This window comes from Streptomyces sp. NPDC031474, assembly GCF_055581185.1.
This window is the reverse complement of sequence record NZ_JBVIJX010000015.1, coordinates 125,739-146,451: the sequence shown is the minus strand read 5'-3', so window position 1 is coordinate 146,451 and position 20,713 is coordinate 125,739. Positions and strand designations below refer to the sequence as shown.

The following is a 20,713-nucleotide window of genomic DNA, read 5'->3' as shown; positions in this document are numbered from 1 at the left end:
CGGGTCCCGTGCATCCCCGTTGGGGGGCGGGGCTCGCCGTCGTGCGGACTACGTGGGTCTGGCGTCCGCGTCCGGCACCACCGTCGCCACGATCCTCTCCACCAGGCCCTCCGGGACCCCCACGCCGGGCAGGACGCCGTCCAGGACGCCCGGCAGGGTCAGGTGCTCCAGAATCAGCCCGAGCATCGCCAGGTACAGGACGACGACGGTCTCGTCGCCGCCGGGCAGACCCGTCTCGCGGTGGAAGTCCATGCCGTCCTGGAGGTCGCCGCGCACCGACGTGGTGAAGGAGGCGCGCAGTTCGGGACGCCGGGTCGCCTCCATGCGCATCTCCAGCAGGGCGAGATAGCCGCTGCGGTCGCGGGTCGCACGGGCCATCAGGTCGTGCATGAAGGCCGTGACCAGAGAGCGGTCCCGGGGGCCCGCCACCAGCTTGCCGAACACCTCCGGGTCGGGCGCCAGCCGGACGTGCAGCCGGGCGTCGATCTGCCGTAGCAGGTCGTCGCGCCCGGTGAAGTAGTTGGAGGCGGTGCCCACCGGCACCCCGGCCGCCGCATCCACCGCGCGGAAGGTCAGCCCCCGCGCCCCCTCCCGCGCGAGCACCTCGACCCCGGCGTCGACCAGGGCCGCCCGGCGCTCCGGATTACCGGCCATGCGGAACCCTCCCTCTCACTTCGCCCCGTTTCCCGAAACGCAGGGAAACTCCCTTGCAACCACTACATCCGAAGTACTACAACTGCAGTTGTTCGAAAGTCGGCCTACGGAAAGAGCCCCGGCTTGCGAAAGCTCACGTACTTCGTCGCCTGCTCCGTCGACGGCTTCATCGGTGATGTGACCGGCGACGCCACGGCGATGCTCTCCTACGTCGACGAGGAGTTCTTCGACTTCCTCAAGACGGAGTATCCGGAGACCCTGCCCACCCACGGCCGCCGGCCGCTCGGCATCGACGACCTGCCCAACCGGCGGTTCGACACGATCATCCAGGGCCGGGCCAGCTATGACCTCGCGCTGAAGGAGGGCGTCACCAGCCCCTACGCCCATCTGCGCCAGTACGTCGCCTCCCGGACCCTCGCCGAGTCGCCCGACCCGGACGTCGAGATCATCGCCGACGGCCTGCTCGACAAGGTCCGCGCACTCAAGGCGGAGGACAGCGACCTCGACATCTACCTGTGCGGCGGCTCCCGCCTCGCGGGCGAGCTGTGCGACGAGATCGACGAACTGGTCATCAAGACCTACCCGCTCGTCTACGGCACCGGCATGCCGATGTTCGGCGCCGGGCTCGACGTGGCCCGCTTCTCCTTCGGCGGCGTGCGCTCCTTCGGCAACGGCGCGGTCGTACGGACGTACGGCAGGGAACGCTGACGTACGGCGGGGGGCGCTCGGGTGCGGGCCGCCCTACTCTGAGGGCATGGACAGGGAACAACGCGTCTGCCCCGCCTGTGGCCAGCCCGTGCAGTCCGTCGTCCGGCGGCACAAGACGCTGGGCGCGTGGGTCCCACGCTGGGTGCCGGGCCCGTGCCACAACCCGGACTGCGAGGCGTATGTGGAGCCGGGCTCCCGGCATCACGCCCATGAGCCCGACGCCTCCGGGGCCGATGCCGTCGGGGCCGACGCCGCCGAGTCCGACCAGGAGCCCGGAGCGCCCACCGCCCGGACCTCGTGACAGGACCGGTCGGTCTCCGGCCGCACCCGCCCTGCCGCTACCGAACACTTGCCCAGTGCTCCACCCTTCAGGGTGGAGGTGTAGGGCATCCTCGCCATAGCGGCCCGGCGGGGCGCGGCACCAGGGTCGGGATCGCCTTGTCGGACGACGTATTGTCCGACCTACCGCCGGACGGGCGGAAAGTAATGCTTGTGGAGGCCCATGTAAGACCAGCTCCCGCAAGGGAGCGGGCAAGGGCCTGTGAAGCAGGAACCCACGGCGGCACCGCTTAGCGGTGCGGACCGGAACCGCGGCCGGAGCCGGGACGGGATCCGGCGCCGGGGCTGGTTCGGGCAGAGGTCGGCGCCGGATGTGGCGATGGGCCGTCGGGGTGTGGGTGGCCGATGAACGGTTAGGCGCCCGCCCGCGGCAGCCCGCCCGTCTCCGCGTCGCGTCCGGTCAGGCAGTACAGGCCGCCGGCCGGGTCGCGCAGCACCGTCCAGTGGGGGTGGCGGGCGACGAGGACCGCGCCGAGCCGTTCGTGCCGGACGCGCACGGCGTCGACATCCGGGCCGCAGGCCAGGTCGAGATGGGCGCAGGCCGAACCCCCGCCCCCGGGCCGCTCCTCGTCGAGCCGCTGGAGCAGGATGCGGATCGGCAGGCCGGGCGGCGGCTCGACCACATGGAACTCGGGCCGGGAGCCGGGCCGCGACGGCCAGTCGGGCAACAGGCCGCACCAGAAGGCGACTTCGGCCTCGTACGCCGACGGCGGGACGTCGACGCACACCTGATCCAGGCGGCTGCCGGCCACCACGGGCGGCCGTACGGTCTCCCCGTGCCACGGCACCGCGCAGAACAACTGTCCGGCGGGGGAGCGCAGTACGGCCCACCCCTCGTATGCGGCGGCCGGCTCGGCGCCCAGCTTGAGGGCCCTTTCCACGAACCCGGGCACGTCCTCGACGGCGAAGTCGAGATGCGCGCCGCCGTCGCCGTCGGCCACCCCCTGGACCTTGACGCAGGGGTCGGCGCCCTCGGCGAGCAGGGTCACGAACTCCCCGTCCCCACCTCGGAGTTCCGACGGCGTGGTGTCCGTGACGGCGGTCCAGAACGCGCAGGCCCGCTCGAAGCGCGCGGCGGGCCGGTCGACGAAGGCGTAGGTCCACCGAACCGGCCCGCTCGCCGGGCCGCTCGCCGGGCCGTTCACCGCTCCGCCGCCCGGGCTGTTCACCGGTCCGTTCATCGGGGCTTCGACTCCATGAACCGCAGCATGTTCCCCGCCGGGTCCCGGAACGCGCAGTCGCGCACCCCGTACGGCATGTCCATCGGTTCCTGGATCACCTCGGCGCCGGATTCGCGGACACGGGCGAAGAGGGCGTCGCAGTCCTCGGTGGTGAAGTTGACCCCGCGCAGCACGCCCTTGGCCAGCAGCTGCTCCATCGCCTCCCGGTCGGCCGGGGAGAGGTCGGGGTTCGCGGCGGGCGGCTCCAGGACGATCGACACGTCCGGTTGCAGCGGCGACCCGACGGTCACCCACCGCATCCCCTCGTACTTGACGTCGTTGCGGATCTCCAGGCCCAGGACGTCGCAGTAGAAGGTGACGGCCTTGTCGTGGTCGTCGACAGCGATGAAACAGGTGTGCAGTTTCAGGTCCATGGGGCCAACCTAAGGTCGATACCGGCGGTTACGTCGTCACGTCCGTCTCGGGCGTGTGTACGCTCGCGCCACGCAGGGCGGGATCTCCGCGCTCTCCTCGTGCGAGCGGGCCCGATAGGAGCTCGGTGTCTCGCCCACCAGTTCGGTGAAGCGGGAGCTGAACGAGCCGAGCGAGGTGCAGCCGACCGCCATGCAGACCTCCGTCACGGTCAGGTCGCCGCGGCGCAGCAGGGCCTTGGCGCGCTCGACCCGGCGGGTCATCAGGTAGCCGTAGGGAGTCTCGCCGTAGGCCTCGCGGAAGCTCCGCTGGAAGTGGCCCGGCGACATCAGCGCGGTGCGCGCGAGGGCGGGGACGTCGAGGGGCTCGGCGTACTCACGGTCCATCCGGTCGCGGGCCTGCCGCAGTCGTACCAGGTCCTCGAGGGTCACCACGCCAGCATCGCACGATCCTCACCTGGTGGGCGCGGGGATCTGGACCAGGCTTTGCCTTCAGTTCGCCTCCCGTATGAAAGCGCTTGTTCCCATGAGGGAATGGACCACATCACGTTCCTCGTGGCGGTCGTCATCGTCACGGCTCTGGCCTTCGACTTCACCAACGGATTTCACGACACGGCGAACGCGATGGCCACCTCCATCGCCACCGGCGCACTCAAGCCGAAAACAGCGGTGCTGATCAGCGGAGCCCTCAACATCGGCGGCGCCTTCCTGTCCACCGAGGTCGCCAAGACGATCTCCGGCGGCATCGTGGACGACACCCTCGTCTCCCCGGGGATGATCTTCGCGGGGTTGGTCGGGGCGATCCTCTGGAACCTGCTGACATGGCTGGTCGGGCTGCCGTCCAGCTCGTCGCACGCCCTCTTCGGCGGGCTGATCGGCGCGGTGTGGGTCGGTGCGGGCTCGCACGGCGTGCACTTCGACAAGGTTGTCGAGAAGGTGCTGATCCCGGCCGTGGCCTCGCCGCTCGTGGCGGGTGTCGCCGCCCTGATCGCCACCTACCTCGCGTACAAGCTCACCGCCCGCGCCCGCAAGGACTCCGTCACCAAGGGCTTCCGGCTCGGTCAGATCGCCTCGGCCTCGCTGGTCTCGCTCGCGCACGGCACGAACGACGCGCAGAAGACCATGGGCGTCATCACCCTGACCCTGATCTCGGCGGGCGCGCTCGGCCACGACGCCGGCCCGCCGGTGTGGGTGATCGCCTCGGCCGGTCTCGCCATCGGCCTCGGCACCTACCTGGGCGGCTGGCGGATCATCCGCACCATGGGCAAGGGCCTCACCGAGATCCAGTCCCCGCAGGGCTTCGCCGCCGAGACGGCCTCCACGACCGTCATCCTCACCTCCGCCCACCTCGGCTTCGCCCTGTCGACCACGCAGGTCGCCTCCGGCAGCATCCTCGGTGCGGGCCTGGGGCGGCGGCTCGCGGAGGTCCGCTGGGGCGTCGCGGGCCGGATGGTCGCCGCCTGGCTGATCACGCTGCCCGCCGCCGCGCTGGTCGGCGGCGTCTCTGCGAGCGCGGTCAAGCACGGCGGCAACTTCGGCACGGTCGTCGTCGCGCTGGCCGGCGCCGCCGTGGCCGCGGGCATCGTCGTCCTGTCCCGCCGCAACCCGGTGCACGCGAACAACGTCAACGACACCCACGAGGTCAACGTCCGCACCGCGCCGCCGGCGAGCGTCGGCACGGCTGCCTGAGGCAGGGAGAGTTTCGATGCATCTGGACTGGAACGCACTCGGCCAGGTCACCGCGGTGAGCATCGGCGTCACCGTCGCCGTGGTCGTCGTCTTCGCCTTCGGCGTGCTCGGCCTCGCCCGTGTGGAGGGAGCACGCGAGCAGGGCGGCGGCACCGGGCAGGGCGGCGGCACGTCGTCCCTCGGCATGGCCCAGGCCGGCCTGTGCTTCCTCGCGTGCGCGGCCGTGGTGGCGTACGGGATCTATCTGATCGTGCCGCAGTTCCACTGAACCGGAAGGAGAACGGGATGGCGACGCCGCCCCTGCTGTCCGAGCTGGCCGACCTGAGAGTCGACTACAGCGATCACGACGACCCTGTCCTCGTCCGGCCGGACGGGAGCCTGGTCGACACCTGGCGGGAGAACTACCCGTACCCGCACCGCATGGAGCGCAACGAGTACGACCTGCACAAGCGGCTCCAGCAGATCGAACTGCTGAAGCTGCAGAGCTGGATCAAGGAGACGGGACGCCGGCTCGTCATCGTCTTCGAAGGACGGGACGCGGCCGGCAAGGGCGGCACCATCAAGCGGTTCACGGAGCACCTCAATCCGCGCGGCGCCCGGGTCGTGGCGCTGGAGAAGCCCACCGAGCGCGAGCGCGGGCAGTGGTACTTCCAGCGGTACGTCGAACAACTGCCGACCGCCGGCGAGATCGTCCTCTTCGACCGGTCCTGGTACAACCGGGCCGGCGTCGAGCGGGTCATGGGCTTCTGCAGCGACGACGAGTACCAGCGCTTCATGCGCCAGGCGCCGCTGTTCGAGCGGATGCTCGTCGACGACGGCGTGGACCTGATCAAGTTCTGGTTCTCGGTGTCGCAGGGCGAGCAGCGCACCCGGTTCACGATCCGGCAGATAGACCCCGTACGGCAGTGGAAACTCAGCCCGATGGACCTCGCCTCGCTGGACCGCTGGGACGACTACACCGCGGCCAAGGTCGCCATGTTCCGCGAGACGGACACGGCGTACGCGCCCTGGACGGTGGTCAAGAGCAACGACAAGAAACGGGCCCGGGTCGAGGCCATGCGCAGCGTGCTCGCCCGCTTCGACTACGCCGACAAGGACGAGGAGGTGGTCGGCGCCGCCGACCCACGCATCGTGGGCGCGGCGGCGGGCCTGCTGGAGGCAGGCGAGGACGACCCGGCCGACGACACCGCCGACAGCGCCACCGGCACCGTTTCCGTCAGCTGACCCACTGACCCACTGACCGACCGCCCCGGCGACCTGGGGCGGTCGGCTGCTCACGCCGCTCCCGCTGCTCCATGGGCCGGCCGGCCTGCACGGGTCAGGTCGGCCGGGCGGCCTGTTTCACGTCGCGGGCGACGGCCCAGGCGTCCCCCACCGGGCCCATGTGCCCGAGCTTGTCGGGGTTGATCACTATGCGGATCGTCTGGATCCGCCCGTCGAGTACGTCGAGTGCCAGGGTGTGGAGCACCTTGCCGTTCCGGTCTCGGAAGATCGCGCCCGGCTGCCCGTTCACCTCGTGTTGCTCGAACGTCACGTCGACCCGGGCCATCCGGGGGAAGACGGATGCGAACAGCCTGGCCACGTTCTGCGCGCCCATGACGGCCCTGGCCAGCTGCGGGGCCTTGCCGCCGCCGTCGCCGACCACCGACGCGTCGGCGGCGAGCAGGTCCTGCAGCCCGATGACGTCGCCCTCACGGAGGGCTTCGAAGAACCGTGACGCCAGTTCCTCCCGCTCCCTGCGGTCCGCCTCGAAGCGGGGCCGGCCCGCTTCCATGTGCCGCCGCGCCCGCACCGCGAGCTGGCGGCACGCGGCCTCCGAGCGCCCCACCGCCGACGCGACCTCCGGGAAGCCGAAGGCGAACACCTCGCGCAGTACGAACACCGCCCGTTCCAGCGGGCTGAGCCGTTCGAGCAGCAACAGGGCTGCCATCGACACCGAGTCGGCCAGCTCGGCCGACCGCGCCGGGTCTTCGTAAGGGTCGGCGAGCAGCGGCTCGGGGAACCACGGTCCGACGTACGCCTCCCGTCGGACGCGGGCCGAGCGCAGCACGTCGATCGAGACCCGGGTCACCGCCGTCGAGAGGAAGGCCTTGACCGAACGGGGCTCGGCCGGGGACGCCTCGTAGCGCAGCCAGGTCTCCTGGACGGCGTCCTCGGCCTCGCTCACACTGCCCAGGATCCGATAGGCGATGGAGAACAGCAGCGGCCGCAGCTCCTGGAACTCCTCGGTCCTGCCCACGATCCGATCACTCCTCGCGTCCGGGGACTGGTGTGCCGCCCGCGCTCAGCCGACGAAGGACTCGGGGCCGAAGCGACCCCATGCGACGAATGCCGCGGCCGCGAGATACACCAGGTTCAGCACCACCAGGCCGGCTTCGCCGAGCCGACCGTGGGTGATCATCGCACCGATCATCAGCAGAACCCAGCAGACGGCGGTCACCGGTACCAGAAACGGTGCGACGCCGAGCGCGGCGGGCAGGACCAGGCCCGCCGCGGCCAGGAGTTCGAGGACGCCGAGGCCTTTGACGAAGCCGACGCCCACGTCGCCGGTCCACCCGCCGCCGTGGGCCGCGGCCAGCTTCTCCTTGGGCACGAAGGTCTTGGTGATGCCACCGGCCAGGGCCACCGCGGCCAGCAGTCCGGCAGCGATCCACAGCGCGAGGTTCATCGTCCACTCCTTGATCGGGGTTGCCTGCATCCCCTACGACGAGACAGCCACCCCGCCTGTGACATCCCCGCCCACCCGACACGGGACGGGCGGGCTCAGCAGTACGGCGACGGTCCGGCCGTCGGTCCGCTGATTGGCGATCATGCCCGTGATGTGCGCAGGCTCAGCGCCGTGACCGACCAGTCGAGCGCCGGTGCCAGCGGTTGCGGGGGCGGCCAGCCGTTGATCAGGGCGAGCAGCTGGACGTACCGGTCCCGGCGCGGATCGTTGGCGTCCGCCAGACGCTGCCGCAGCAGTCGGCGCAGGTCCCCGTCGTCGGGTCGGCCGAGGACGCGCGCGCAGTCCGCGGTGAGCGCCGCGACGACCTGGTCGGCCCGGGGCGACTCCGGGGCCGTCCCGGACGCGACCGCCGCCGTCGCGTGGTCGCGGGCGAGCGCGACGACGTCCGGGCGCGGGACCCCGCAGCCACGGTCGGACCGGTGGCCCGCGTGGTCCTCGACCGCGCGCCGAAGACTCGCGCGAAAGCCCGGGTCGAGGATCAATTCGGCCAACTCCACCCACGCCTCGACCTGTTCGTCGGTCGGGTCGTCGGGGAGCTCGGGCGTCAGGGAGCGTCGGGCCCCGGCGTAGACGTCACCGCCGTCGAGATCCGTGAAGACGCCGGTGAGGAAGTCGTCGGTCAACCGCCGACGTTCGTCTTCGGTGAGCCGGGCCAGTCGGTGCATGTGTGCCATCTCCTCGGGGGTGTGTCCGCGCCTGGCCACGGCCGCCAGCACCGCCCGCTGCAGCCGCAGGACGCCGATCTGCACGTCCAGCGCGGCGGCGTGCTGCGCGGCGACGTCGCCGAGCGTCAGCTCCCGGTCGACGACCTGCCGTATCACGTCGAGACCGAGCCCCAGCTCACGCAGCGTCCGCACCAGCGCCAGCCGGGTGACGGCGTCCGGTCCGTAGCGGCGGTAGCCGGCGGGCGTGCGCTCGGCCGGCGTCACGATGCCGCGATCGGAGTAGAACCGGACGGTCTTGACCGTCAGCCCGGCGCGCCGCGCCAATTCACCGATCGAGCAGAGAGTGCCGCCGTCGTCGCCGTCCATGCCCTCATCCTCGGCTCTCCCCCGGGGGGAGACTCAAGCGCCGCTGCCACCGAACGCCGAAAGGGGCCGGTCCGCAAAAACGCGACCGGCCCCTTTCGAGGCTTTCCCGGTCCGCGGTGGTGCACCGGCCGCGGATCGGAGCAGAGGAGTGTGCCTCAGGCCTTCTTGGTCTCCCAGAAGATCTTGTCGATCTCGGCGATGAGCTCCAGGGCCTTCTCGCCCGTCTTCGGGTCCGTCGACGCCTTGGCGGCCGACAGGGCCTTCAGGGTGTCGTTGACGAGCTCGTGGAGCTGGGGGTACTTCTCGAAGTGCGGGGGCTTGAAGTAGTCGCTCCACAGCACGGAGACGTGGTGCTTCGCGAGCTCGGCACGCTGCTCCTTGATGACGGTGGCGCGCGCCTGGAAGTGCGGGTCGTCGTTGGCGGCCATCTTTTCCTGGACGGCCTTCACCGACTCCGCCTCGATGCGGGCCTGGGCCGGGTCGTACACACCGCAGGGCAGGTCGCAGTGTGCGCTGACCTTGACCTTGGGGGCAAACAGGCGGGAAAGCATGGAGCATTCCTTCCTCGTGATCGTCTTCTCAGGTGGGACATTACTCCCTGCGAGACGGCTTTTGGCGGGTGCCCCCATGGGCTTAGGACAAAAGTCGGGGGTCAGACTGAGACTGGTGGAGGAACGGACCGGGGAGGTGCCGGCGATGCCGGAGCTGTCGCAGGAGACCGAGCAGGGGAGGGCGGTCGCGTCCTTCGGGGTGGCCGAGGTGACCGGGCCGTCCATGGTGCCCACGCTCTACCACGGGGACCAACTGGTGGTGCAGTACGGGGCCAGGGTGCGCGCCGGTGACGTCGTCGTGCTGCGGCATCCCTTCCAGCAGGACCTGCTGGTGGTCAAGCGGGCCGTCGAGCGGCGGGACGGGGGGTGGTGGGTGCTCGGGGACAACGCGTTCGCCGGAGGGGACAGCACCGACTACGGGACCGTGCCCGACGAACTGATCCTCGGCAAGGTGCGGCTGCGCTACCGCCCGCTGAAGCGGGATCAGCGCTCGCCGCTGGCGGTGGTGCGCTGGGCGCTGTCGGCGGCGAGGCCCGTGACGGCCGTCCGGTCCGCCTCCAGGCGCTTGCGGGCGCGGTAGGCGGCCACGTTGGCGCGGGTCGCGCAGCGGTCGGAGCAGTAGCGCCGGGAGCGGTTGGTGGAGGTGTCGAGGTAGGCGTTGCGGCACGGGGCCGCTTCGCACAGGCCCAGACGGTCGACGCCGTACTCCGTGAGGTGGAACGCCAGGCCCATCGCCGCGATGGCCGCGTAGCCCGCCGTCGCGTTCGACGGGTGGTCGGCCAGGTGCATGTGCCACAGCGGCCTGCCGTCGTCGTCACGGAAGTCGTGGCCGGAGATCTGGGGGCTCACCGGGAACTCCAGGAGGAGGGAGTTCAGCAGGTCCACCGCGAGGGTCTCGTCGCCGCCGTCGGCCGCCTCGAAGACCGCGCGCAGCCGGCCCCGGACCGAGCGGAACCGGGTGACGTCGGCGTCGGTGGCCCGGCGGGCCGCCGACTGGTTGCCGCCGAAGAGGGCGCGGACGGCCTCGACCGAGGTCAGGGCGTCCTTGCCCCGGGCCGGCTCCTCGCTGTTGACGAGGCGCACGGCATAGTCCGAGTAATAGGCCAGTTCCACTTGTAGTCCTTACGGTGGCGCTCTATGGTCGGGGTGCGGGCGGAGTAACGGCCGTTCGTGCTTCCAGGGTATTACGTGACATACGGCGGAGGGTTGCGATGACGGACGCGCGGACGACCACGACCGGCACCGACTGGGCGGCCTGGCAGCGGAGCTGGGACCGCCAGCAGGAGTGGTACATGCCCGACCGCGAGGAACGCTTCCGGATCATGATCGACATGGTGGAGGCGCTCGTCGGACCCGCCCCGCGCGTCCTCGACCTCGCCTGCGGCACCGGCACCATCACCGCCCGGCTGCTCGCCCGCCTCCCCGGGGCCACCAGCACCGGCGTCGACCTCGACCCGGCGCTCCTCACCATCGCCGAGGGCACCTTCGCGGAAGACGACCGCGTCACCTTCGTGACGGCCGACCTCAAGGACCCGGACTGGCCGGCCCGCCTGCCCTGCGACTCCTACGACGCCGTCCTGACCGCCACGGCCCTGCACTGGCTGCACAGCGAACCCCTCGCGGCCCTCTACGGTCAGGTCGCGGAACTCGTCCGCGACGGCGGTGTCTTCATGAACGCGGACCACATGATCGACGACACGACGCCCCGGATCAACGCGGCGGAGCGCGCCCAGCGTCACGCCCGTATGGATCAGGCCAAAGCGGGCGGGGGCCCGGACTGGGCGGAATGGTGGCAGCTCGCCGCCCAGGACCCGGTCCTCGCCGCGCCGACCGCCCGCCGCTTCGAGATCTACGGCGAACACGCGGAGGGGGACATGCCCTCGGCGGCATGGCACGCGCGCGTGCTGCTCGCGCAGGGCTTCGGGGAGGCCCGCCCGGTGTGGGCGTCCCCTTCGGACACACTGTTGCTCGCGCTGAAGTGACCGACCTGCGGGCTGCCGCCCCGGGGCCCCCACCGGGCCCCCCGGCGCTGAAAGGGGCGGTACGGGAGTCCCGTACCGCCCTTTTCGCCGTCGTGTGCGCTAAAGCACCTTGGACAGGAACGCCTGCGTCCGCTCGTGCTGCGGGTTGGTCAGGACCTCGCGCGGGTTGCCGGACTCGACGACCACGCCGCCGTCCATGAAGACCAGGCTGTCGCCGACCTCGCGGGCGAAGCCCATCTCGTGGGTGACGACGACCATCGTCATACCGGACTCGGCGAGGTCGCGCATGACGTCGAGGACGTCGCCGACCAGCTCCGGGTCGAGGGCCGAGGTCGGCTCGTCGAACAGCATCAGCTTCGGGTCCATGGCCAGCGCCCGGGCGATGGCGACGCGCTGCTGCTGGCCGCCGGAGAGCTGCGAGGGGTAGCTCCCGGCCTTGTCGGCGAGGCCGACGCGGTCCAACAGCTCCCGCGCCCGCTCCCTGGCCTGGGCCTTGCTGACGCCCTTGACCTGGACCGGGGCCTCGATGACGTTCTCCGCGGCCGTCATGTGCGGGAACAGGTTGAACCGCTGGAACACCATGCCGATGTCCCGGCGCTTCAGCGCGACCTCGCTGTCCTTGAGCTCGTACAGCTTGTCGCCCTTCTGGCGGTAGCCCACCAGGTCCCCGTCCACGTACAGACGGCCGGCGTTGATCTTCTCAAGGTGGTTGATGCACCTGAGGAACGTGCTCTTGCCGGAGCCGGACGGGCCGATGAGGCAGAACACCTCGCCGTTCTTGACCTCCAGGTCGATGCCCTTGAGGACCTCGACCAGGCCGAAGGACTTGTGGACGCCCTCCGCCTTCACCATCGCGGTCATGCCGTCCTCCTCGAGGATCCGAACAGGTTCGCCCTGATCTTCTGGAAGATCGTGGGCGGGAGGCTGCGGCTGGAACCGCGGGCGTAGTAGCGCTCCAGGTAGTACTGGAAGACGCTGAAGATGCTGGTCATGACCAGGTACCAGATCGAGGCGACGAAGAGCAGCTCCATGACGGCGTACGACGACGAGCCGATCACCGAGGTCGAGCGCAACAGCTCGTTGTACGTGACGACGTACACCAGCGACGAGGTCTTCAGCATGTTGATGAACTCGTTGCCGGTCGGCGGCACGATCACCCGCATCGCCTGCGGGATGACGATCCGGCGCAGCGTCTTGGCGTGGCTCATGCCGAGCGCGTGCGCGGCCTCCGTCTGACCTTCGTCGACGGCCAGCAGGCCGGCCCGGCAGATCTCGGCCATGTAGGCGGCCTCGTTCAGACCGAGGCCCAGCAGGGCGGCCATGAACGGCGTCATGACGTCCACCATCTCGTCCTTGTAGATCGGACCGAGATTCAGCACGGGGAAGATCAGCGCCAGGTTGAACCACATCAGCAGCTGCACGTACACCGGCGTGCCGCGGAAGAACCAGATGTACAGCCACGCGATGGTGCTGGTCACCGGGTTCTTCGACAGGCGCATCACGGCGAGGAGGACGCCCAGGACCACGCCGAGCAGCATGGCCAGGATGCTGATCAGCAGGGTGCGGCCGGCGCCCGCGATGACCGTCGAGTCGAACAGGCTGTCGGACACCGCGTGCCACTGGATGTCGCCGTTCGCGAACGCGTTGACGAGCAGCGCGAGAAGCGCGACGACGATCACGGCGCTGACCCAGCGGCCGTAGTGGCGCACCGGGATCGCCTTGATGGCCTCCGGAGGGCCGGAGAACGCCGACTCCTCCGAGACCGGCGGGGTGTCCTCCGGTGGTGCGCCCTCGGAGGACTTCTGGAGCTTGTCAGTCATGGGGACTGCCCTTCAAAGGCTTCAAGAGGTGCGGGTGGATCACTTGCCGCCGTTGACCGCGGCAGCCTTGATCGCGCCGCTCTGGGCGCCCCACTTCTCCAGCACCTTCTGGTACGAGCCGTCCTTGATGATCGCGTCGACGGCCTCCTTGAGGGCGTCGCGCAGCTGGGTGTTCTTCTTGTCGACGACGATGCCGAACGGAGCGGCCTCGTACTGCTCGCCGACGACCTCGAAGCTGTTGCCGCCGTCGGCCTTGCGGGCCAGGTCGACCGCGACCGGGTAGTCGTTGACGCCGGCCACGGCGCCGCCGGACTTCACGCGGGTCTGGGCCTCGGTGTCGTTGTCGAACGACTCGATCTTGAGGGCCGCCTTGCCGCCGGTCGTGCAGGTCTTGGACTGCGCCTGCAGGGCCTCCTCGTACGTGGTGCCCCGCTGCACGGCCACCGTCTGGCCGCAGAGGTCCTCGATGGACTTGATGCCCTTCGGGTTCCCCTTCTTGACGTAGATGGCGGTGCCGGCGGTGAAGTAGTCGACGAAGTCGACGCCCTCGCCCAGCTTCTTGCCCTTGTCGTCCAGGCCTTCCTGGCGCTGCTTGTTGTCCGTGATCGACGACATGGCGATGTTGTAGCGGCCGGTGTTGACGGCCGTGATCAGGCCGTCGAAGGCGCCCGAGGTGAACGTGAACTTGACGCCCAGCTGCTTGCTCAGCGCCTCGGCGATGTCGGGGTCGACGCCCACGATCTTGCCGGCCTCGACGGACTCCATCGGGGCGTACTCGGCGTTGGTGCCGACCTTGATGACGCCCGCCTTCTGGATGTCGGCCGGGAGCTTCGAGAAGAGGGGGGCCGCGCTGCTGCTGCTCGACTCCGAGGTGTTGCTGCTGCCGCCGCTGTCGGTCTGGTCGCCGCAGGCGGTGAGCAGCAAGGCGCCCGCGACCGCGAGGGATCCGACCGCTGCCAGGCGGGTGCGCGCGGCGGTCGTGCGACGGGTGGAGCTTGCGGTCATGGTGGGTTCCTCCGGCGGATGGATGGAGATGCCGATGGGTCGACAAAAGCCGATGGGTCGACGAGAACACACACCTTCGGGTGTCGCGACCTCGTGTGATTACCGCATCCTGCCATTCGGACGGCGGCAATCAGGGGGCCACCCATGTCAAAATCGGATAACGGGCGACCCCCGAACCGCATCACTCCGGTACATCACGACCGGACGGAGCCGGACCATCTGCGGGAATCTCCCGTTCCGGCCGAAAGATCTTCGGTTCATCACATCATGTGATCGTTTGGATGTGTCCCTGTGGCATGCGTCATGTCACTCGCCTGCCGCTCGCCGCGTCGCTCACCATGTCACTAGTGGTGAGCACTGTCGAAGGTCAACAGAGCGAGGGATGTGACCTTGCACGGAATGGACTCGTCGGCCGTGGTCTCCGTCCGGTAAGAAGGTTTTTTACACCCCTCATCCGGGGCTCAGGGCGCGTGTGCGGCGCGCCCGACGCGCAGGCGCCCGTACGCATCACCTCGTGGGCCCTGTGCGATGCCCGCCCACTTCTCAATCAGGAGTGGCCACCCTCAAACACCATGAACATCTAAGGGGTAAGACACAGTGGCAGCGGAGATCGTCAATCCTCGCAGCGAGAGCGCCGACCGAGATGGCCAGGAGGGTGGTGCGGAGCCCCTCGACTCGTTCGACCCGGTGTTCGCGCTGCACCGTGGCGGGAAGATGGCCGTGCAGGCCACCGTCCCGGTCCGTGACAAGGACGACCTGTCCCTCGCCTACACGCCCGGCGTCGCGCGCGTGTGCACCGCGATCGCGGAGCAGCCGGAGCTGGTGAACGACTACACCTGGAAGTCGTCCGTCGTCGCCGTCGTGACCGACGGCACGGCCGTCCTGGGGCTCGGGGACATCGGCCCGGAGGCGTCCCTTCCGGTCATGGAGGGCAAGGCCATCCTCTTCAAGCAGTTCGGCGGGGTGGACGCGGTTCCGATCGCGCTCGCCTGCACGGGCGTGGACGAGATCATCGAGACCGTGGTGCGGCTCGCTCCCTCGTTCGGCGGAGTGAACCTGGAGGACATCTCGGCGCCGCGGTGCTTCGAGATCGAGCGCCGGCTCCAGGACGCGCTCGACATCCCGGTCTTCCACGACGACCAGCACGGCACGGCGATCGTGACGCTGGCCGCGCTGCGCAACGCCGCACGGCTGAGCGGGCGGGGCATCGGCGAGCTGCGGGCCGTCATCTCGGGGGCCGGCGCGGCCGGTGTCGCCATCGCCAGGATGCTGGTCGAGGCCGGCATCGGGGACGTCGCGGTCGCCGACCGCAAGGGCCTCGTCTCGGCGGACCGGGAGGACCTCACCGACGTCAAGCGCGAGCTGGCCTCCTTCACCAACAAGGCCGGGCTGAGCGGGTCGCTGGAGGACGCGCTGGCCGGCGCCGACGTCTTCATCGGCGTCTCCGGCGGTACGGTCCCGGAGACGGCGGTGGCCTCGATGGCGGAGGGTGCGTTCGTCTTCGCGATGGCCAACCCGAACCCCGAGGTGCATCCGGACGTCGCCCACAAGTACGCGGCGGTCGTCGCCACCGGGCGGTCGGACTTCCCCAACCAGATCAACAACGTGCTGGCGTTCCCGGGGATCTTCGCCGGGGCGCTGCAGGTGCGGGCGTCGCGGATCACCGAGGGCATGAAGCTCGCGGCGGCGGAGGCGCTGGCCGGGGTCGTCGGGGACGATCTCGCGGCGGACTACGTGATTCCGTCGCCGTTCGACGAGCGGGTCGCCCCCGCGGTGACTGCGGCGGTTGCCGCCGCTGCTCGTGCCGAGGGCGTCGCTCGCCGCTGACGTGGTTGTGCATGGCCCCGTCCGTCCGGGCGGGGCCACTTGCGCCCTCCACCTGCCCCTTCGGGTGAGCTGCCGAGACCGGCCCGCGAGCGAGACCGCCCGGACCGGCCGACTTCGCAAGAGGGCATGTCTCACAGCGGCGCCCGGTTTCGCCGGCCCCGCCCGCGGCCTATCGTCGGCTTCATGTTCGCCGCCTACGCCGCCCGCATCGACCGCGATCAGCCGCTTTCCGGACTGGAGTTGGGGGAGCTCCCGGCTCCCGAGGTCCGGCCGGGCTGGAGCACCGTCCAGGTCCGGGCCGCCTCCCTCAACCATCACGATCTCTGGTCGCTTCGAGGCGTCGGCCTCCCGGAGGACCGGCTGCCGATGATCCTCGGCTGTGACGCCGCCGGGATCGACGAGGACGGCAACGAGGTCGTCCTGCACTCCGTGATCGGGCAGACCGGGCACGGGGTAGGGCCCAAGGAACCCCGGTCCATCCTCACCGAGCGCTACCAGGGCACCTTCGCCGAGCAGGTCGCCGTGCCGACCTGGAACATCCTGCCCAAGCCCAAGGAGCTCTCCTTCGAGGAGGCCGCCTGTCTGCCCACGGCCTGGCTGACGGCGTACCGGATGCTGTTCACCAACGCGGGGGTGCGCCCCGGTGACTCCGTGCTCGTCCAGGGCGCCGGCGGCGGTGTCGCCACCGCGGCGATCGTCCTCGGCAGGGCCGCCGGGCTGCGGGTCTTCGCCACCAGCAGGGACGAGGCCAAGCGGAAGCGGGCGCTGGAACTCGGCGCCGTCGAGGCGGTGGAGCCCGGTGCGCGGCTGCCGCAGCGGGTGGACGCCGTCATCGAGACCGTCGGCGCGGCCACCTGGTCCCACTCGGTGAAGTCGCTGCGGCCCGGCGGCACGCTCGTCATCTCCGGCGCCACCAGCGGTGACCGGCCCTCGCACGCCGAGCTCACCCGGATCTTCTTCCTGGAGCTGAAGATCGTCGGCTCCACCATGGGCACCAAGGACGAGCTGGAGGATCTGCTCGCCTTCTGCGCCGCCACCGGTGTCCGCCCCGTCATCGACGAGGTGCTGCCGCTCGACCGGGCTCGCGAGGGCTTCGAACGGCTCGCGTCCGGCGACCACTTCGGAAAGATCGTGCTCACCCACGGCTGACGGCTTCTCCGCAGGCCTCTCCGCCTGCGTCTCTGTCTGCTTCTCTTGTCTGCTTCAAGGCGGGCCCGGGGATCCGGGCCCGCCTTTTGCATGCCGTTCTTGTCAACTGTGGTTGACGGAGCTCTCGCGTCAACGTAAGTTGACATCATGACCGAAGCAACGGATCTCGCCGAGCGGGCCGGCGACCGCGATCCACGGGTCGGCCTGCGTGCCGTCGCCGCACTGCGCCGACTGCTGGAGCAGCTGGAGGCGGTGCAGGTGCGCAGTGCGCGCAATCAGGGCTGGTCCTGGCAGGAGATCGCCGCGGAACTCGGGGTCAGCAGACAGGCCGTGCACAAGAAATACGGGAGGCAGTGATGTTCGAGCGGTTCACGAAGGACGCCCGGGCCGTGGTGCAGGCGGCGGTGACGCATGCCGAGCGGGCGGGGGCGGAGCGGGTCGAAGAGGGGCATGTGCTGCTCGCGCTGCTCGACCGTGAGGGCAGCCGAGGCTCGTTCGCGCTGGCCTCGCTCGGGCTGCCGCCGGGCCGACGCGAGGGCGTCGTACGGGATCTGGGCGAGGTCCGCCGCCGGGGCGGTCTCTCCCGCGCCGACGCGGACGCCCTCTCGGGGCTGGGCATCGACGTCACGGAGATCGTCTCGCGGGTCGAGGAGACGCACGGGGAGGGGGCACTGGCCGCCGACGGCGGCGCAGTTCCCGGCGGACGCTTCCTGAATCGACGGCCCTTCGACCGCGGGGCCAAGGACCTGCTCACCGACACGCTGCGCATCGCCGTGGGCCGCCGCGAACGGTCCATCGGCGACGAGCACCTCCTGCTCGCCCTGACCGCCCGCCGCGGCGCCCCGTCGGAGATCCTCGCCGACCACGGCGTCACCTACAGCTCCGTCACACGAGTACTGGACCGCACCCCCCGCCCCCACCCACCCCAGCCCGCCCCCAAGACCGACTGAGCCCCCGGGCCTCTGGCCCCGGGCCTGGCTCCCGGGCCTCTGGCTCCCGGGCCTCTGGCTCCCGGGCCTTGGGCTCCGCGCCCCTGGTTCCCGGCCCTCTGGCCCCTGGTTCCCGGCCCTCGGTCCCCGGTCCTCGCACCCCGGTCCCCGACCCGCCGCAGCCCCCCCAAGACCGATTGAGCGCCGGGCCCTGGCCCCGCCGGGCCCTGGCCCCGCCGGGCTCCGCGCCCCTGGGCCCCGCGCCCCGCGCTTCCGGTCCCCGTGCCTCCGGTCCCCGCGCCCCGGGTCTCGCGCCGCGGGCCCCGGTCCCCGGGGCCAGGAGGCCAGGGGGCCAGGAGGCCAGGGGGCCAGGAGGCCAGGAGGCCGGGAAGTGCGGGGCCCGGAGGTCCGGAGGCACGGAGGCACGGAGGCCTGGGGGCCTGGAGGTCCGAGGCCCGGGGTCTGGAGGGGTGGAGGGCTGAGGGGGCGGTGGTCGGTGGGCTGTTGGGGAGCTGGGCCTGAGGGGGCTGGGAAGCTGGGCCTGAGGGGGGTTGGGGAGCTGAGGGTGGGGCTGGGGGGTCAGTGGTTTGGGGCTCGGAGTAGCGCTCCGATGTGGGCTGCCGCCGTCGACAGATGGCGGCGGGCTTCGCGGAGCTGCTCGCCGGTGACGCCCTGGTCGCGGGCCGCGTCGCGGATGTCGTCCCGGAAGCGGTCGAGGAGGCGGTCCAGATCGCGGGCCGGGTCGCCGCTGGAGTCCTCATGGGCCCAGGCCGGTTCGTAGTCGGCGGGGAAGTCCTCCGGAGTGTGCGAGTACTCCGGCTGCTCGGTCGCCGGGCCTGCGGTCGCCGTGTTCGCTGTCTTCGCCGTGTTCGTCGTCGTGCCCGTGCGGCCGAAGGCGAAGTCCTTGCCGAACTCGCCGAACTCCTTGGCCAGTTCGGTCAGGCCCTCGCGGACGCCCGTCGGCCAGTCGCCCCGTGCGAAGTGGTCCTGGACCTGTTCCTGGACCCGGCGCGCGATGCGCTGCACCTCTTCCTGGGCCTGGGACCGGGCCTGCTCCTGCGCCTCCTTGGCCTGGCGGCGGGCCCGCTGGGCCTCCTCGCGGGCGCGGCGGCTCTCGTCCTTGGCCCGGCGCGCCTGCTCCTTCCACTCCTGCTTGACGCGACGCATCTCCTCCTTGGCGGCGTGCCACGCCTCCTTGTCGCCGTACTCCCCGAAGTCCCCGTACCCCCCGGGCCCGCCGGGCTGGGTGTGCTTGCCGTGCGCCGCTGCGCCCGGACGAGTGCCCTGGCGGGCCTCCGAGGCCGCCGCCCGCATCTCGCGCCGCAGATCGCCGGCCGCGCCGCGCACGTCGGCCCGGATCTCCGCGGCCAGTTCGGCGACGGACTCGCGGATCTCCAGCTCCAGGTCGGCCAGCTCGCCGCTGCGGTCCGCCAGCTCGGCCCGGCCCGCGTCGGTGATGGCGTACACCTTGCGTCCGCCCTCGGTGGTGTGGGTGACCAGGCCCTCGGCCTCCAGCTTGGCCAGGCGGGGGTACACCGTGCCTGCCGACGGCGCGTAGAGCCCCTGGAAGCGCTCTTCGAGGAGGCGGATCACCTCGTAACCGTGGCGCGGCGCTTCGTCCAGGAGCTTCAGCAGATACAGACGGAGACGGCCGTGGGCGAAGACGGGAGGCATGTCAGAGCACCTTCTTTTCGGTCGTGCTGTCGGCCGGGCCGCCGGAGGAGCTCTCGCCGCCCGGGCCGGAAAACGCATTGTCCCCCTCGTCGTCCGCCGGAGGCCTCCGGAGCAGGGCGATCGAGCCGGAGACCGTCGTCGCCCTGAGCTTGCCGTTGCCGGCGCCCAGGCGGCCGGTGATGCGCTTGGCGCCCCACTGGCCGCTGACCCGGAGGTCCTCGAAGGCGTTGGAGACCGAGCCGCTCGCGGTGTTCGCCTCCACCTGTGCGTCCGCCGGGTGGGGCAGCCGGATGGCGATCTCGCCGGAGACGCTGGTCAGGTCGATGTGAGTGGGCCGGCTCGTCGGGTCGAGGTCGACGATCATCGACCCGCTCACCGAGTCGGCCTTCACGGAGGAGCCCGCCTCGACCACGGTCAGGTCGCCCGAGACGGAGTTGAAGCGCAGGTCACCGGTGAGGGCCTGGGCCTCCACGCTGCCCGAGACGGTGTCCGCGCGGACCGGGCCGGCGAGTCCCACCAGAGTCGTGTCCCCGTTGACCCCCTTCACCTCGGCGGGGCCGTCGATGCCGGAGACCACCGCCCTCGCGCTCACCACACCCACCTCCACGCGGGTGCCGGCCGGCACGGCGAGCGAGACGACGGCGCGGCGCCGCCAGCCCTTGCGGTCGAGCCACTTGAGGAAGCCCTTCCAGGGCAGGTCCTCGTACGCCACCGTCAAAGTGCCCTCGCGATGGCTCACCACCAGGGGCGGTCCCTCGATCCGGGAGACCTCCAGGCGGGCGGGGCCCTCCTCGGTGCCCACCACGTTCACGGTGCCGTCGACGATGCGTACGTGTAGTTCGCTCACGGGCTCGTCGAAGGAAAGCTTCCTCGGCTCGGCGACGGACCATTCGGACATGGTGCGGACCTCCTCCACGACAACGACACGACGCGCCATATCGCGTCTCACGTAAAACACGATATATCGCGGACGGGGAAAGTCAAGACACTCGATCCGGTGACCGGGCATGCCGAAGGGGCGCCCCGCAGGACGCCC

Annotated in this window: 25 protein-coding genes; 11 read left to right on the top strand and 14 right to left on the bottom strand. The window is 70.8% G+C overall.

Translation table 11 applies throughout. From position 1 onward, the window contains the following. Nucleotides 1-48 precede the first annotated feature (48 nt). Nucleotides 49-654 (bottom strand): TetR/AcrR family transcriptional regulator, encoded by a 606-nt coding sequence (locus ACZ5SK_RS30735; protein WP_334577345.1) that lies wholly within the window; start codon nt 652-654, stop codon nt 49-51. A 123-nt stretch (nt 655-777) separates the two neighbouring features. On the opposite strand from ACZ5SK_RS30735, the gene ACZ5SK_RS30730 reads away from it, so the two are divergent. Both ACZ5SK_RS30730 and ACZ5SK_RS30725 read left to right on the top strand, forming a co-directional pair. Continuing rightward, entirely contained in the window at nt 778-1,362 is a 585-nt protein-coding gene (locus tag ACZ5SK_RS30730; RefSeq protein ID WP_334577344.1) for a dihydrofolate reductase family protein, read from the top strand. A 46-nt stretch (nt 1,363-1,408) separates the two neighbouring features. Further along, a complete protein-coding gene (locus ACZ5SK_RS30725) occupies nt 1,409-1,663 on the top strand; it encodes a hypothetical protein (RefSeq protein ID WP_334577343.1) in 255 nt (84 codons plus the stop codon). Nucleotides 1,664-2,054: 391 nt separating this feature from the next. On the opposite strand, the gene ACZ5SK_RS30720 is transcribed toward ACZ5SK_RS30725, so the two are convergent. Genes ACZ5SK_RS30720 through ACZ5SK_RS30710 form a run of 3 tightly spaced genes read right to left on the bottom strand, consistent with a single transcriptional unit; the run spans nt 2,055 to nt 3,724 of the window. Next, nucleotides 2,055-2,882, bottom strand: a complete 828-nt coding sequence (locus tag ACZ5SK_RS30720; protein WP_334577342.1) for a VOC family protein — start codon at nt 2,880-2,882, stop codon at nt 2,055-2,057. After that, nucleotides 2,879-3,295, bottom strand: a complete 417-nt coding sequence (locus ACZ5SK_RS30715; RefSeq protein ID WP_079659723.1) for a VOC family protein — start codon at nt 3,293-3,295, stop codon at nt 2,879-2,881. The genes ACZ5SK_RS30720 and ACZ5SK_RS30715 overlap by 4 nt, the downstream gene beginning before the upstream one ends. A gap of 36 nt (nt 3,296-3,331) precedes the next feature. Next, entirely contained in the window at nt 3,332-3,724 is a 393-nt protein-coding gene (locus ACZ5SK_RS30710; RefSeq protein WP_099937135.1) for a helix-turn-helix transcriptional regulator, read from the bottom strand. Between the two features lie 102 nt (nt 3,725-3,826). On the opposite strand from ACZ5SK_RS30710, the gene ACZ5SK_RS30705 reads away from it, so the two are divergent. From ACZ5SK_RS30705 to ppk2, 3 genes are read left to right on the top strand one after another with little or no spacing between them, the layout of a single operon-like run. Further along, nucleotides 3,827-4,981: an inorganic phosphate transporter gene (locus ACZ5SK_RS30705; RefSeq protein ID WP_334577341.1), complete on the top strand. Its 1,155-nt coding sequence runs from the start codon at nt 3,827-3,829 to the stop codon at nt 4,979-4,981. A 16-nt stretch (nt 4,982-4,997) separates the two neighbouring features. After that, complete coding sequence (locus ACZ5SK_RS30700; RefSeq protein WP_334577340.1) at nt 4,998-5,249, top strand: hypothetical protein; 252 nt, start codon at nt 4,998-5,000, stop codon at nt 5,247-5,249. A gap of 17 nt (nt 5,250-5,266) precedes the next feature. Further along, a complete protein-coding gene (gene ppk2, locus ACZ5SK_RS30695) occupies nt 5,267-6,205 on the top strand; it encodes a polyphosphate kinase 2 (protein ID WP_334577339.1) in 939 nt (312 codons plus the stop codon). Nucleotides 6,206-6,299: 94 nt separating this feature from the next. Here the strand turns inward: ppk2 and ACZ5SK_RS30690 are convergent, their stop codons facing one another. The 4 genes from ACZ5SK_RS30690 to sodN form a co-directional block, all read right to left on the bottom strand. Then, nucleotides 6,300-7,220, bottom strand: a complete 921-nt coding sequence (locus ACZ5SK_RS30690; protein ID WP_361701448.1) for an RNA polymerase sigma-70 factor — start codon at nt 7,218-7,220, stop codon at nt 6,300-6,302. Nucleotides 7,221-7,265: 45 nt separating this feature from the next. Further along, a complete protein-coding gene (locus tag ACZ5SK_RS30685) occupies nt 7,266-7,649 on the bottom strand; it encodes a DoxX family protein (protein ID WP_334577337.1) in 384 nt (127 codons plus the stop codon). A gap of 140 nt (nt 7,650-7,789) precedes the next feature. Next, nucleotides 7,790-8,740, bottom strand: coding sequence for a MerR family transcriptional regulator (locus ACZ5SK_RS30680; RefSeq protein WP_334577336.1), 951 nt, complete (start codon nt 8,738-8,740; stop codon nt 7,790-7,792). 155 nt (nt 8,741-8,895) lie between these two features. Further along, entirely contained in the window at nt 8,896-9,291 is a 396-nt protein-coding gene (sodN, locus tag ACZ5SK_RS30675; RefSeq protein WP_327317777.1) for a superoxide dismutase, Ni, read from the bottom strand. Nucleotides 9,292-9,436: 145 nt separating this feature from the next. On the opposite strand from sodN, the gene sodX reads away from it, so the two are divergent. Continuing rightward, on the top strand, nt 9,437-9,871 hold the full coding sequence (gene sodX, locus ACZ5SK_RS30670; protein ID WP_334581173.1) for a nickel-type superoxide dismutase maturation protease: 435 nt from the start codon (nt 9,437-9,439) through the stop codon (nt 9,869-9,871). On the opposite strand, the gene ACZ5SK_RS30665 is transcribed toward sodX, so the two are convergent. Further along, the gene (locus tag ACZ5SK_RS30665) at nt 9,775-10,404 is read right to left on the bottom strand and encodes a CGNR zinc finger domain-containing protein (protein WP_334577335.1); all 630 of its coding nucleotides are present in this window, start codon (nt 10,402-10,404) and stop codon (nt 9,775-9,777) included. The two genes, sodX and ACZ5SK_RS30665, sit on opposite strands and share 97 nt — an antisense overlap. A 98-nt stretch (nt 10,405-10,502) precedes the next feature. Between ACZ5SK_RS30665 and ACZ5SK_RS30660 the strand changes: the two genes are divergently transcribed. Then, entirely contained in the window at nt 10,503-11,273 is a 771-nt protein-coding gene (locus tag ACZ5SK_RS30660; RefSeq protein WP_457494780.1) for a class I SAM-dependent methyltransferase, read from the top strand. Between the two features lie 99 nt (nt 11,274-11,372). On the opposite strand, the gene ACZ5SK_RS30655 is transcribed toward ACZ5SK_RS30660, so the two are convergent. Genes ACZ5SK_RS30655 through ACZ5SK_RS30645 form a run of 3 tightly spaced genes read right to left on the bottom strand, consistent with a single transcriptional unit; the run spans nt 11,373 to nt 14,098 of the window. Beyond that, a complete protein-coding gene (locus ACZ5SK_RS30655; RefSeq protein ID WP_334577333.1) occupies nt 11,373-12,134 on the bottom strand; it encodes an amino acid ABC transporter ATP-binding protein in 762 nt (253 codons plus the stop codon). Next, entirely contained in the window at nt 12,131-13,093 is a 963-nt protein-coding gene (locus tag ACZ5SK_RS30650; protein WP_334577332.1) for an amino acid ABC transporter permease, read from the bottom strand. The genes ACZ5SK_RS30655 and ACZ5SK_RS30650 overlap by 4 nt, the downstream gene beginning before the upstream one ends. 39 nt (nt 13,094-13,132) lie before the next feature. Beyond that, complete coding sequence (locus ACZ5SK_RS30645) at nt 13,133-14,098, bottom strand: ABC transporter substrate-binding protein (protein ID WP_334577331.1); 966 nt, start codon at nt 14,096-14,098, stop codon at nt 13,133-13,135. A 597-nt stretch (nt 14,099-14,695) separates the two neighbouring features. On the opposite strand from ACZ5SK_RS30645, the gene ACZ5SK_RS30640 reads away from it, so the two are divergent. The 4 genes from ACZ5SK_RS30640 to ACZ5SK_RS30625 all read left to right on the top strand — a co-directional run bounded on the left by ACZ5SK_RS30640 (nt 14,696) and on the right by ACZ5SK_RS30625 (nt 18,024). After that, nucleotides 14,696-15,925 (top strand): NAD(P)-dependent malic enzyme, encoded by a 1,230-nt coding sequence (locus ACZ5SK_RS30640; protein ID WP_334577330.1) that lies wholly within the window; start codon nt 14,696-14,698, stop codon nt 15,923-15,925. Nucleotides 15,926-16,108: 183 nt separating this feature from the next. After that, entirely contained in the window at nt 16,109-17,074 is a 966-nt protein-coding gene (locus ACZ5SK_RS30635) for a zinc-binding dehydrogenase (RefSeq protein ID WP_334577329.1), read from the top strand. Between the two features lie 147 nt (nt 17,075-17,221). After that, entirely contained in the window at nt 17,222-17,431 is a 210-nt protein-coding gene (locus ACZ5SK_RS30630) for a helix-turn-helix domain-containing protein (protein ID WP_018571396.1), read from the top strand. Then, the gene (locus ACZ5SK_RS30625) at nt 17,431-18,024 is read left to right on the top strand and encodes a Clp protease N-terminal domain-containing protein (RefSeq protein WP_361701453.1); all 594 of its coding nucleotides are present in this window, start codon (nt 17,431-17,433) and stop codon (nt 18,022-18,024) included. The genes ACZ5SK_RS30630 and ACZ5SK_RS30625 overlap by 1 nt, the downstream gene beginning before the upstream one ends. Before the next feature lie 558 nt (nt 18,025-18,582). Here the strand turns inward: ACZ5SK_RS30625 and ACZ5SK_RS30620 are convergent. Both ACZ5SK_RS30620 and ACZ5SK_RS30615 read right to left on the bottom strand, forming a co-directional pair. After that, nucleotides 18,583-19,677, bottom strand: coding sequence for a helix-turn-helix transcriptional regulator (locus ACZ5SK_RS30620; RefSeq protein WP_334577327.1), 1,095 nt, complete (start codon nt 19,675-19,677; stop codon nt 18,583-18,585). Between the two features lies 1 nt (nt 19,678). After that, a complete protein-coding gene (locus ACZ5SK_RS30615; protein WP_468416125.1) occupies nt 19,679-20,575 on the bottom strand; it encodes a DUF4097 family beta strand repeat-containing protein in 897 nt (298 codons plus the stop codon). Nucleotides 20,576-20,713 lie beyond the last annotated feature (138 nt).

Coding starts and splice junctions, on each gene's coding strand:
- ACZ5SK_RS30645 (WP_334577331.1), bottom strand. CDS start 14,098: ATGACCGCAAGCTCCACCCGTCGCACGACCGCCGCGCGCACCCGCCTG.
- ACZ5SK_RS30615 (WP_468416125.1), bottom strand. CDS start 20,575: ATGTCCGAATGGTCCGTCGCCGAGCCGAGGAAGCTTTCCTTCGACGAG.
- ACZ5SK_RS30725 (WP_334577343.1), top strand. CDS start 1,409: ATGGACAGGGAACAACGCGTCTGCCCCGCCTGTGGCCAGCCCGTGCAG.
- ACZ5SK_RS30660 (WP_457494780.1), top strand. CDS start 10,503: ATGACGGACGCGCGGACGACCACGACCGGCACCGACTGGGCGGCCTGG.
- ACZ5SK_RS30625 (WP_361701453.1), top strand. CDS start 17,431: ATGTTCGAGCGGTTCACGAAGGACGCCCGGGCCGTGGTGCAGGCGGCG.
- ACZ5SK_RS30685 (WP_334577337.1), bottom strand. CDS start 7,649: ATGAACCTCGCGCTGTGGATCGCTGCCGGACTGCTGGCCGCGGTGGCC.
- ACZ5SK_RS30705 (WP_334577341.1), top strand. CDS start 3,827: ATGGACCACATCACGTTCCTCGTGGCGGTCGTCATCGTCACGGCTCTG.
- ACZ5SK_RS30715 (WP_079659723.1), bottom strand. CDS start 3,295: ATGGACCTGAAACTGCACACCTGTTTCATCGCTGTCGACGACCACGAC.
- ACZ5SK_RS30630 (WP_018571396.1), top strand. CDS start 17,222: ATGACCGAAGCAACGGATCTCGCCGAGCGGGCCGGCGACCGCGATCCA.
- ACZ5SK_RS30635 (WP_334577329.1), top strand. CDS start 16,109: ATGTTCGCCGCCTACGCCGCCCGCATCGACCGCGATCAGCCGCTTTCC.
- ACZ5SK_RS30620 (WP_334577327.1), bottom strand. CDS start 19,677: ATGCCTCCCGTCTTCGCCCACGGCCGTCTCCGTCTGTATCTGCTGAAG.
- ACZ5SK_RS30735 (WP_334577345.1), bottom strand. CDS start 654: ATGGCCGGTAATCCGGAGCGCCGGGCGGCCCTGGTCGACGCCGGGGTC.
- ACZ5SK_RS30650 (WP_334577332.1), bottom strand. CDS start 13,093: ATGACTGACAAGCTCCAGAAGTCCTCCGAGGGCGCACCACCGGAGGAC.
- sodN (WP_327317777.1), bottom strand. CDS start 9,291: ATGCTTTCCCGCCTGTTTGCCCCCAAGGTCAAGGTCAGCGCACACTGC.
- ACZ5SK_RS30655 (WP_334577333.1), bottom strand. CDS start 12,134: ATGACCGCGATGGTGAAGGCGGAGGGCGTCCACAAGTCCTTCGGCCTG.
- ACZ5SK_RS30700 (WP_334577340.1), top strand. CDS start 4,998: ATGCATCTGGACTGGAACGCACTCGGCCAGGTCACCGCGGTGAGCATC.
- ACZ5SK_RS30720 (WP_334577342.1), bottom strand. CDS start 2,882: ATGAACGGACCGGTGAACAGCCCGGGCGGCGGAGCGGTGAACGGCCCG.
- ACZ5SK_RS30680 (WP_334577336.1), bottom strand. CDS start 8,740: ATGGACGGCGACGACGGCGGCACTCTCTGCTCGATCGGTGAATTGGCG.
- sodX (WP_334581173.1), top strand. CDS start 9,437: ATGCCGGAGCTGTCGCAGGAGACCGAGCAGGGGAGGGCGGTCGCGTCC.
- ppk2 (WP_334577339.1), top strand. CDS start 5,267: ATGGCGACGCCGCCCCTGCTGTCCGAGCTGGCCGACCTGAGAGTCGAC.